The following is a 10,131-nucleotide window of genomic DNA, read 5'->3' as shown; positions in this document are numbered from 1 at the left end:
GCATTTGCATGAAATACAAATGCCGCTCCGGTTATTTTCTGCAATAAAAGCGCTTAGAGCATAATTTTAAAGCTCTAATCGCGAATACCTTCAAAGAATTCTTTCATCCGCGAGAAAAAGCCGGTCGATTGCGGGCTGTTTTCCTTTGACGAAATCTGCTCAAACTCTTCGAGCAATTCACGCTGACGCTTGCTTAAGTTCTGCGGTGTTTCAATCGCAATCTGGATATAGAGATCGCCCGTTGTCTGCTGGCGCAGTACCGGCATGCCCTTACCCTTGAGGCGGAACTGTTTGCCGTTCTGGGTACCTTCCGGCACTTTCACACGGGTCTGCGTACCATCAAGCGTTGCCACTTCAAACTGACCGCCCAGAGCGGCTGTCGCCATCGAGATCGGTACTTTGCAATAAAGGTCAGATCCGTCGCGCTGGAAGAATTCATGCGGCTTGATCGACAGGAAAATATAAAGATCGCCGCTCGGTCCGCCGCGTGTACCGGCTTCACCTTCACCGGTCAGGCGAATGCGTGTGCCGTCTTCAATCCCTGCCGGAATATTGACCGACAGATTGCGTTCCTGACTGATACGTCCCGCGCCGTCACATTTCGGGCACGGATCTTTAATCATCTGGCCGCGGCCGTTACAGGTGTGACAGGTACGCTCCACAGAGAAGAAGCCCTGCGCCACGCGCACACGACCGGCGCCGCCGCAAGTTGTACAGGTAACCGGCTGTGTGCCTTTCTTGGCACCCGTGCCCGTGCACTCCTCACAGGAAATAGAACCCGGAACACTGATCTGTGCCGTTTTACCGGCATAGGCTTCTTCGAGTGTTACTTCCATATTATAGCGCAGATCGGCACCGCGCTCACGGCCGCCGGAGCGACGGTTGCGACCGCCACCCATAACATCGCCGAAAATATCCTCGAAAATATCAGCAAAGCCACCGGCACCAAAACCGCCGCCGCCGAAACCGCCAAATCCGCCGGCACCGCCGCCGCCATTTTCAAAGGCAGCATGACCGAAACGGTCATAGGCCGCACGTTTTTGCGGGTCTTTCAGCACGTCATAGGCTTCGCCCAGCTCAAGAAATTTGCGCTCTGCTTCCGCATCATTCGGATTGCGATCCGGATGATATTGCATTGCCAGTTTGCGATAAGCGGTCTTGATAACCTTATCATCCGCAGTTCTGACAACGCCGAGCGTTTCGTAGTAATCCACTTTCATAAACCATTCGTCCCGATGGCTGTTGTCTGATGATGCCGCCCCGATCAGAACATTTTCAGACAGTCATTGAAGGTTGTCGCAGCCCTAGAGCGTGTCGCGTTTAATCGTATCCACGGCTCTCGCTCTAACGGTTTGTTTTACGCATGTCTTAAACCCAAAACCGGTACCCACTTTTGGGAGACATGCTCTAGTTTTTAACAAACCAATATCCGGCGCTGACCTGTTCATCCCGTCCGGTTTATGTGGTGACACCGCAAACCGATGTCCAGAGACGGGTAAATTCATGTGCCCGGAATTTTGCATTTTGCCGTAAAAGACATGCAAAACCGCAGGCAACTGAATGGACAAAAGCCCGGCACTAAGCCGGGCTTTGCCTTTCAACCTGATAAATCAGGATTTCTTTTTGTCTTCGTCGATTTCTTCGAAATCGGCGTCAACAACATCGTCCTTATCAGCGCGGGCATCAGCAGCGTCTTCGCCACCTTCTTCAGCCTGTGCTGATTCATACATAGCCTGACCAAGCTTCATGGAAGCTTCAGCAAGGGTCTGTGTTTTCGCTTTGATGTCTTCCGCATCATCGCCTTCAACAGCGGTTTTCAGTGCAGCAAGAGCTGTTTCGATCGCAGCCTTGTCATCACCGGAAACTTTATCGCCATAGTCTTTCAGCGACTTCTCGGTCGAGTGGATCAGAGCTTCAGCCTGGTTCTTGGCTTCCACAGCTTCACGGCGTGCCTTATCGGCATCCGCATTGGCTTCCGCATCTTTGATCATCTTCTCAATATCAGCATCGGACAGACCGCCGGATGCCTGAATACGGATCTGATGTTCTTTACCGGTGCCTTTATCTTTCGCGGTCACGTTCACGATACCGTTCGCGTCGATGTCAAAAGTCACTTCAATCTGCGGTACGCCGCGTGGTGCAGGCGGAATGCCCACCAGATCAAACTGGCCGAGCATCTTGTTGTCTGCAGCCATTTCACGCTCGCCCTGCGAAACGCGGATCGTCACAGCCGACTGATTGTCTTCAGCGGTCGAGAAGGTCTGCGATTTCTTGGTCGGAATGGTTGTGTTGCGGTCGATCAGACGGGTGAACACACCACCAAGTGTTTCAATACCGAGTGACAGCGGTGTTACGTCGAGCAGCAGAACGTCTTTAACGTCACCCTGCAGAACACCGGCCTGAATAGCAGCACCCATCGCAACCACTTCATCAGGGTTCACACCCTTATGCGGTTCCTTGCCGAAGAAAGCTTTAACAACTTCCTGAATTTTCGGCATACGGGTCATACCACCGACCAGCACAACTTCACTGATTTCACCGGCTTTAAGGCCAGCGTCGCGCAGTGCAGCTTTACATGGTTCAATGGTGCGCTGAACCAGATCATCCACCAGGCTTTCAAACTTCGCACGCGACAGTTTGATGGCAAGGTGCTTAGGACCGGTTGCATCAGCGGTGATGAACGGCAGGTTGATTTCAGTCTGCTGAGCAGAAGACAGTTCGATCTTCGCTTTTTCAGCGGCTTCCTTGAGGCGCTGCAGAGCCAGCTTGTCGTTCTTCAGATCAATGCCCTGCTCTTTTTTGAATTCTGCTGCCAGATATTCAACCAGACGCATGTCAAAGTCTTCACCGCCGAGGAAAGTGTCACCATTGGTGGACTTAACTTCGAACACGCCGTCGCCGATTTCGAGGATGGACACGTCGAATGTACCACCACCAAGGTCGTAAACAGCAATGGTTTTTGCTTCGCTCTTATCAAGACCATAGGCCAGAGCCGCAGCGGTTGGTTCGTTGATGATACGCAGAACTTCCAGACCGGCAATCTTACCGGCATCTTTGGTTGCCTGACGCTGAGCATCGTTGAAGTAAGCAGGAACTGTAATAACAGCCTGTGTTACATTTTCACCGAGATAGGATTCAGCGGTTTCCTTCATCTTCTGAAGGATCATCGCGGATACCTGCGAAGGCGAATATTTCTTGCCATGGGTTTCTACCCATGCATCGCCATTGTCGCCCTTAACGATCTTGTACGGTACGAGATCTTTGTCTTTGGTGACCATCGGATCATCAAAGCGGCGGCCGATCAGGCGCTTAACAGCAAACAGTGTGCCTTCCGGATTGGTAACAGCCTGACGTTTCGCAGGCTGGCCAGCGAGACGTTCGTCACCATCGGTAAAAGCAATAATCGAAGGCGTTGTACGTGCACCTTCAGCATTCTCAATGACCTTCGCAGTCTTACCGTCCATAACGGCGACGCAGGAGTTGGTCGTTCCCAGATCGATACCAATTACTTTAGCCATATTTATTCTTCTCCATTCAGCGAACTGCCGGGACCTCTGCCGAGCATTCCATGTGGCAGCCCCTATCGGGTTTTTGACAAAACGAACCGGCTTTTAAACGCCTGATCGCCACGAGTCGAGGGGTATATAAGAAGGGGGGATTTTCACTGCAAGCCACAAGCCCGCGGTTGCGACAAAAATCCCGCATTTTGATGCGTTTTTTATCTGTTTTGAGCGATTTTGACGGTTTTTTCAGAATTTAAAAAATTATTACAGCACGAAGCATGCCGCACATCTTATCCAAAAACCGGTTTCCGCTTTTTAGGATGCGCTTTATGTCACTGCTTTTCGGCTGCTGCATAAATCCTGTCAATAACATGTTGGTTGGCTTTTGAGTTTTCAAGACTGAAAAGCACTTCTTTCTCTCCGCGGGCAAAGCGCACAAAAGCATCTGCCTGCAGGCTATATTGGTTGATATTGGAAAAAGTCCATTCCTGTGAAGCAGTGTGTGAACTGTCATGCCATGTGACCCGTGCATGATCGTATTTTCCGGCGTTAAACGGTGCATGAACCGTAATCATCCCCTGATCGCCATGGAAAACCATCTGCTGACGCCCAGATAGCTGCGTCGCCACATAAAAACTCAGATCAAAATCCGCGAAACGCGCCAGCACAGTTGCATAACGGTCGGTGCCGAAATCCGGATCGCGTTCAATACGGGCAAAAATCTCCTGCGGTTCCTGCCCTGTCACCATACGCGTCACTACAGTCGGATAGACCCCGATATCCGGCAAGGCACCGCCGCCAAGTGCAACCTGATTGCGCATATTCGCCGGATCATTATTAAAATATGTGAAGCAGCCCTGCACCATGCGCAAACGGCCGATCTGGCCGGAGGCAATCAGTTCACGCACCTTTGCCCATTGCGGATGATAATAGACCATGAAAGCTTCGGAGATCACCACCTGATGGCGATCACGCGCAGCGATCAGACGGTCAATCTCCTCCGCCTTCAAAGCGATTGGCTTTTCACAGAGCACATGTTTGCCCGCCTCTGCCGCTTTCAACGACCACTCAATATGCTGCGATGTCGGCAGCGGAATATAAACGCCGTCAATCTGATCGCTTGCCAGCAAGTCTTCATAGGAGCCGAAGCTCAAAGGTGCGTTGAACCGGTCGGCCACATCACGGGCGCGCGCTGCATCACGGCTGGCAATGCCCTGAATCACACCGGTTTCGGATGCCGCGATTGCAGGAAGTACCTGCGTGATACCAATATTGGCGGTCGATAAAATACCCCAGCGGAACATAAGGATACCTTTCCGTTATGAATTGAGTGCGGTCATTTCAGGCCACGGAACAACCGTCACTTCCGGCCAGTTCTTCTGTGCCCGCAGACCTTTGATATGATGTGTTTCACGATTATCAGCCACCGGATTGGGTGTCATCCGAAGCGAGAAAATATCATCCAGACCGAAAGGCGCATAGAGTTTCAAGCTGCCATCCGGTTCAAGTCTTATGCCGACCGCATGGGTTTTCGAAGCAAAGCGGTCAATGCTGTTTTCACTGGAGCGCAAAGGCGGACAAACCAGTCCGAAATGCTTTTCATACCACAAATGCACCCGCGCCTGATTACGGATTTCCACCGGCAAAGGCACACCGACAAATACCTCGTCACCCGTCTTGATGATCCGGTCTTCTGCCTCGTAGGATATATCGGAAGCATCATAATAAAACAGGTCAATATCTTTGATGCCATGGGTTTCCGGTCTGCCGGTCAGCACATTCCACACCAGATTATAGAGCGCGCCGGATACAATATACCAATCCGGCAGGTTCAGTTGCTGTGCGCGGCACAGCACATCCTTCAGAAGCGGGCTGTTTCGGATAATATCCAGAAAAATATCTTGCTGCTCCTGTGCGGGCAGTCCGGAAAAACGCAAATGGGACATAGGATTTCCGACGGTTATAATTTGAAAAAATCAATAAAAGCACGAAGCGCCGGCCGCATGTTACGCCGGTTCGGATAATAAATATACATACCCGGAAATTGCTGTGTCCAGTCCGGCAAAACCTCTGTCAGCGTACCTTTCTGTATATAGTCTGCCACATAGGGTTCCAGCAGCGAGACCAGCCCTGCACCATCCAGTGCCGCCTGCAACAACAGGTGATTATCATCCAGTATCAGCGGGCCATTGAGTTTAACATCCAGCCGGTGCCCCTGTTTTTCAAACTCCCAGTGATAAAGACTGCCGGAAGAAAACCGCTTGAGAATACAGCGATGTGTCATCAGATCCTGCGGATGCTGCGGTATGCCATGACGCTCAAGATAGGCCGGAGAACCGACCACCGGACTTCGCAAGGCTTGGCCGAGCGGTACAGCAATCATATCTTTCTCAAGACTTTCTCCCAAGCGGATACCGGCATCAAAACCGGCAGCGACAATATCCACAAACTGATCTTCAATGTGGATATCCAGCACCACATCCGGAAAGGCCTCACCGAATGCCTGAAATTTCGGTGCCAGAAACAGATGGGCGGCAGAGCGCGGCGTGCTGATCCGCACCGTTCCGGCAGGTCTGGCACGCATATCCTGTACGGCCAGCAATGCGGCATTGATACCACCCAGCGCCGGTGCAAGCTCCGCCAGCAAGCGCTGTCCTGCCTCTGTCAGATGCACGGAACGGGTGGTGCGTGAAAGCAGCGTAATGCCAAGATCAGCCTCAAGCTGGGCAACAGCCTGACTGACGGCTGAGGGTGCAATAGCCAGTTCTTTTGCCGCCGCACGAAAACTGCCATGATCGGCAACTGTGGCGAAAACCGCCAATTGGGAGAGCTGAGAGCGTTTCATTGATCTGTTTTACCGAACAGGGCGTAAAAATAAAACCGGATTATCGAACAATCAAAACAGACATATGTTTTCGTCACCGGATGAAATAAGGAAAATCACCATGAAAATGCGCAAACTCGGCTCTGAACTGACAGTCTCCGCACTTGGTCTTGGCTGCATGGGCATGAGCCATGCCTATGGCGGGCAAGATGAGGCAGAAGCCATCCGCACTCTGCATCATGCGGTGGACAGCGGCGTGACATTCTTTGACACGGCAGAAGTCTACGGGCCTTTTGAAAATGAAAAACTGGTTGGCAAGGCACTGAAACCGCATCGCGATAAAGTGACTATTGCCACGAAATTCGGCTTTAAAATTGAAGGCGGCACATCAAATGGTGTGAACAGCCATCCCGATCATATCCGCGCTGTGGCAGAAGCCTCCTTACAACGCCTTGGTATTGAGGTGATTGATCTGTTCTACCAGCACCGTGTTGATCCGGCTGTGCCGATTGAAGATGTGGTCGGTACATTGAAAGACCTGATTGCTGAGGGAAAAATCCGCACCATAGGCCTGTCTGAAGCGGGGCCTGAAACTCTGCGACGCGCCCATGCCGTACATCCTATCGCGGCGCTGCAAAGCGAATATTCGCTCTGGGTGCGCGATCCGGAAAGCACAGTGCTACCGGTCTGCCGTGAGCTGGGCATCGGCTTTGTGCCTTACAGCCCGCTTGGCCGCGGCATGCTGGCAGGCAGTGTCCGCACACAAGCTGATCTGGCAGAGAATGATTTCCGCAAAACCCTGCCGCGCTTCCAGCCGGAAAATCTCGCTGCCAATAATGCACAGATTGATCTGATCGAACAGATTGCAGCCGGTAAACAAATCACACCGGCGCAGCTCGCACTGGCATGGGTGCTCAATCAGGCAGAGTTTATTGTGCCTATCCCCGGCACCCGCAAAACCAGCCGTCTCGATGAGAATATCAAAGCTGCAGAGATTAGCCTCTCGGCTGAGGAGTTAAAACAGATCGGCGCTATCATCACGCCCGATCAGGTATCAGGCAAACGCTACACGGATGCTTCGCTGGCCATGACGGGTCTTTAAACAAAATGACGCTGTTTCAACGGATAAAACAGCGTCACTCAATCACACCCCCATCACAGACGGCGCAATGAACGGGGTGCCAGTGTCAGCAATGCTGCCAGTGCCATGCCAAAACCAACCCAGAGCGGGGCATGCAGGCCGGAGCCGTTTTCCAGCGCCAAACCGCCTGCCCAGGGGCCAAAGCTCAGGCCGATATTAATCACCGAGGCATGCATGGCATTAACCAGTGCACCGGGATGGGCAATGCGCATGATACGGGCAACCAGCGGAGGATTAAGCGCAATCCCCGTCAGGCCGATCAGAACAACAGAAAGCAGTGCCGCCGGTTTTGATTCTGCGAAACACGCAAAAATCAGCATTGCAACAACCATGACCGCGATACCGCCAATCAGAAGCGGCATCGTATAGCGATCAGCAAAACGACCGTTCAGAAAGTTACCCGCAATATTGGCAATTCCATAGAGGGCAAGCAGAAACGGCATGAGATGAACCGGAAACTGTGCCAGATCAGTCATAATCGGAGAGAAATAGCTATAAAAAGCAAAGGACGAGCCGATTGCCAATGCGCTGGTGGCATAAGCTGCCCAGAGAGCAGGGTTACGCATATCCTGAAGCTCAGTCTGCAATGTTGCCGAGTGACCCGCAGGGCTTTTCTCAATTTTCAGCGCAACAGTCAAAGCGCAGAATAATATCACCAGCACAATCAGCCAGAAGCTGACGCGCCAGCCAAACAGGCTGTCTATCCATGTTGCCAGTGGCACGCCCAATGCTGTCGCCAGCATCAGCCCTGCAAACACCAGCGACACGGCACGCCCCCGCATATTGGCAGCAACCAGACGCGCAGTGATTGCCAGCATCAGGCCAAATCCTGCCGCAGCTGCAATACCGGTGAGCACACGGGCAATCATCATCACCTCAAAACTTGAGGTCGAGGCTGCAACGCTTTGAGCAATGGCATAGAAGATCAGGAGACCAAGCAATCCGTTTTTATGTTCAACACGCAAAGCCAGAAACAGCAGCGTCACCACCGGCCCGCCAAACACCATACCCAAGGCATAGAGGGAAATCAGATTGCCGATATCGGCAATAGACCGGCCAAAGGCCTGCTGCAGCGACGGCAACAGACCGGAAATCATCAGCTCGGATGTTGTTAAAGCAAAAACACCCAGCGATAAGCAATAAACAACCAGCGGAATTGCTGGTTTATGCGCTTCAGAACGCGTAATCGTGTTAACAGCAATATTAGTCATTCGCTCCGCGGGCAGCGCGGAATCGCAAATATCAGTCATCGTGAATCTCATTATGTAGTGATGATTACATAATTCATAGCAACTTGAATGCTGCGGTCAAGTGAATTATATAAGACATACTAAAGAAAGGTATGAAATGGCTTTACGCGGCAGACCGCGCAGCTTTGATCGCGAAGATGCGCTGGACAGAGTTATGAAAGTTTTCTGGGAAAAAGGCTATGAATGCGCCCAGATTAACGACTTTACTGCGGCTATTGGCATTACCCCGCCGAGTTTTTATGCCGCTTTTGGCTCCAAGGAGCAGGCCTTCCGTGAGGCGGTGGATCATTACACTGCAACAATCGGCGGAGCACCTCTGGTTGCGCTGGATAAAGCGGAGACGATTCAGCAGGGCATCCGCGCCATGCTGGAAACCCATGCGGATAAAACCTATGCTTGTTCTGCAGGCGGCTGCATGGTCAGCGTCAGCAGCATCCAGTGCAAACCGGAAAACAAACAGGTCAAAGAATTTCTCAAAACCATTCGTCAAACGGCTTTTGAGCGGATTTTCGCCCGCTGTGAACGCGCGCTGAAAGACGGCGACCTGCCGCAAGGCACAGACCTGACGCAGATGGCAGAATTCTACCATGCCATGTTGCAGAGCCTGTCCTATGAGGCCCGTGACGGCGGCAGCCGTGAGTCTGTGCAAAGCATTATTGAAATGGCTATGCGCGCCATGCCGGAGCGTGTAACAGTACCGGCCTGACAAACGGGACATCAGAAGAAATGATGAAAACCTATAGTGGCGGCTGTCTGTGTGGCTCCATCCGTTTTGAAGCGCAAAGTGATCCCTTAAAGCTCAAGCCCCATGGTTGCTGCTGCAAGAATTGCCAGCAACATACCGGTTCGCTCACAGCCGTCTGGGTGGAGTTTGCGGCTCAGGCCGTGCGCTGGACAGGGGAAGGCGGGGAACCTACCACATATCGCTCCTCCCATTATTCCAAACGCGCGTTTTGTCCGTCCTGCGGCAGCTCTGTCGGAGCGATTGATGATGAGCCGGTTGTAGCGCTGCTGCTCGGCTGTTTCGACGATAATAATCAGCCGGAATTCGCACCGGAATATACGTCCTTTGAAGATATGAAGCCCGACTGGTGGCATCCGGAACGCCGATAGAACCACAATGACCAGCCAGACAATCGCCTCCGTCCTCATCCATGTCAGTGATGTTGCTCAAGCCTTGCAATGGTATCAGCGGGCTTTTCCGCAAGCTATTGCTCAGCGGCTGGAAGAATTTGATTTCGACTATCTCAAAATCGGCTCTGTTGACCTTGAAATTGTGCCTGCTGATGAAAAAGTCGCCTCAGGTGCTGCCGGTTCTGTCGTCTATTGGCAGGTGGATGATTTCGATCAGGCTGTCGCGCATATGTTGTCAGTCGGCGGCACTCTTTATCGCGGCCCGTTAAATATTCAGGA

General features: G+C 52.2%; 10 protein-coding genes. 4 read left to right on the top strand and 6 right to left on the bottom strand.

Annotated features, from left to right (window positions below; all coding sequences use genetic code 11):
- Nucleotides 1-74: 74 nt before the first annotated feature.
- The 5 genes from dnaJ to A918_RS0101785 all read right to left on the bottom strand — a co-directional run bounded on the left by dnaJ (nt 75) and on the right by A918_RS0101785 (nt 6,348).
- On the bottom strand, nt 75-1,220 hold the full coding sequence (gene dnaJ / locus A918_RS0101805; protein ID WP_022709399.1) for a molecular chaperone DnaJ: 1,146 nt from the start codon (nt 1,218-1,220) through the stop codon (nt 75-77).
- A 390-nt stretch (nt 1,221-1,610) separates the two neighbouring features.
- Nucleotides 1,611-3,518, bottom strand: a complete 1,908-nt coding sequence (gene dnaK, locus A918_RS0101800; protein WP_022709398.1) for a molecular chaperone DnaK — start codon at nt 3,516-3,518, stop codon at nt 1,611-1,613.
- Between the two features lie 317 nt (nt 3,519-3,835).
- Nucleotides 3,836-4,807, bottom strand: coding sequence for a Gfo/Idh/MocA family protein (locus A918_RS0101795; RefSeq protein WP_022709397.1), 972 nt, complete (start codon nt 4,805-4,807; stop codon nt 3,836-3,838).
- Between the two features lie 15 nt (nt 4,808-4,822).
- Nucleotides 4,823-5,449, bottom strand: a complete 627-nt coding sequence (locus A918_RS0101790) for a nucleotidyltransferase family protein (protein WP_022709396.1) — start codon at nt 5,447-5,449, stop codon at nt 4,823-4,825.
- A gap of 14 nt (nt 5,450-5,463) precedes the next feature.
- Nucleotides 5,464-6,348, bottom strand: coding sequence for a LysR family transcriptional regulator (locus tag A918_RS0101785; protein ID WP_022709395.1), 885 nt, complete (start codon nt 6,346-6,348; stop codon nt 5,464-5,466).
- A 100-nt stretch (nt 6,349-6,448) separates the two neighbouring features.
- Between A918_RS0101785 and A918_RS0101780 the strand changes: the two genes are divergently transcribed.
- Nucleotides 6,449-7,429 carry an aldo/keto reductase gene (locus A918_RS0101780; protein ID WP_022709394.1) on the top strand — a complete coding sequence of 327 codons (981 nt, stop codon included), beginning with the start codon at nt 6,449-6,451 and terminating at the stop codon, nt 7,427-7,429.
- Nucleotides 7,430-7,482: 53 nt separating this feature from the next.
- Here the strand turns inward: A918_RS0101780 and A918_RS0101775 are convergent, their stop codons facing one another.
- Nucleotides 7,483-8,679: an MFS transporter gene (locus A918_RS0101775; protein ID WP_245257276.1), complete on the bottom strand. Its 1,197-nt coding sequence runs from the start codon at nt 8,677-8,679 to the stop codon at nt 7,483-7,485.
- Nucleotides 8,680-8,815: 136 nt separating this feature from the next.
- On the opposite strand from A918_RS0101775, the gene A918_RS0101770 reads away from it, so the two are divergent.
- The 3 genes from A918_RS0101770 to A918_RS0101760 form a co-directional block, all read left to right on the top strand.
- On the top strand, nt 8,816-9,424 hold the full coding sequence (locus tag A918_RS0101770) for a TetR/AcrR family transcriptional regulator (protein ID WP_022709392.1): 609 nt from the start codon (nt 8,816-8,818) through the stop codon (nt 9,422-9,424).
- A gap of 20 nt (nt 9,425-9,444) precedes the next feature.
- The gene (locus A918_RS0101765; protein WP_022709391.1) at nt 9,445-9,831 is read left to right on the top strand and encodes a GFA family protein; all 387 of its coding nucleotides are present in this window, start codon (nt 9,445-9,447) and stop codon (nt 9,829-9,831) included.
- A 7-nt stretch (nt 9,832-9,838) separates the two neighbouring features.
- Nucleotides 9,839-10,131: VOC family protein (locus tag A918_RS0101760; RefSeq protein WP_022709390.1), on the top strand; the 293-nt coding region annotated here is incomplete at its 3' end.

It is taken from the genome of Pseudochrobactrum sp. AO18b, assembly GCF_000409565.1.
GTDB lineage: Bacteria > Pseudomonadota > Alphaproteobacteria > Rhizobiales > Rhizobiaceae > Pseudochrobactrum > Pseudochrobactrum saccharolyticum.
This window is presented reverse-complemented; position numbering and strand designations above follow the sequence as displayed.

Coding starts and splice junctions, on each gene's coding strand:
- dnaJ (WP_022709399.1), bottom strand. CDS start 1,220: ATGAAAGTGGATTACTACGAAACGCTCGGCGTTGTCAGAACTGCGGAT.
- dnaK (WP_022709398.1), bottom strand. CDS start 3,518: ATGGCTAAAGTAATTGGTATCGATCTGGGAACGACCAACTCCTGCGTC.
- A918_RS0101795 (WP_022709397.1), bottom strand. CDS start 4,807: ATGTTCCGCTGGGGTATTTTATCGACCGCCAATATTGGTATCACGCAG.
- A918_RS0101790 (WP_022709396.1), bottom strand. CDS start 5,449: ATGTCCCATTTGCGTTTTTCCGGACTGCCCGCACAGGAGCAGCAAGAT.
- A918_RS0101785 (WP_022709395.1), bottom strand. CDS start 6,348: ATGAAACGCTCTCAGCTCTCCCAATTGGCGGTTTTCGCCACAGTTGCC.
- A918_RS0101780 (WP_022709394.1), top strand. CDS start 6,449: ATGAAAATGCGCAAACTCGGCTCTGAACTGACAGTCTCCGCACTTGGT.
- A918_RS0101775 (WP_245257276.1), bottom strand. CDS start 8,679: ATGACTAATATTGCTGTTAACACGATTACGCGTTCTGAAGCGCATAAA.
- A918_RS0101770 (WP_022709392.1), top strand. CDS start 8,816: ATGGCTTTACGCGGCAGACCGCGCAGCTTTGATCGCGAAGATGCGCTG.
- A918_RS0101765 (WP_022709391.1), top strand. CDS start 9,445: ATGATGAAAACCTATAGTGGCGGCTGTCTGTGTGGCTCCATCCGTTTT.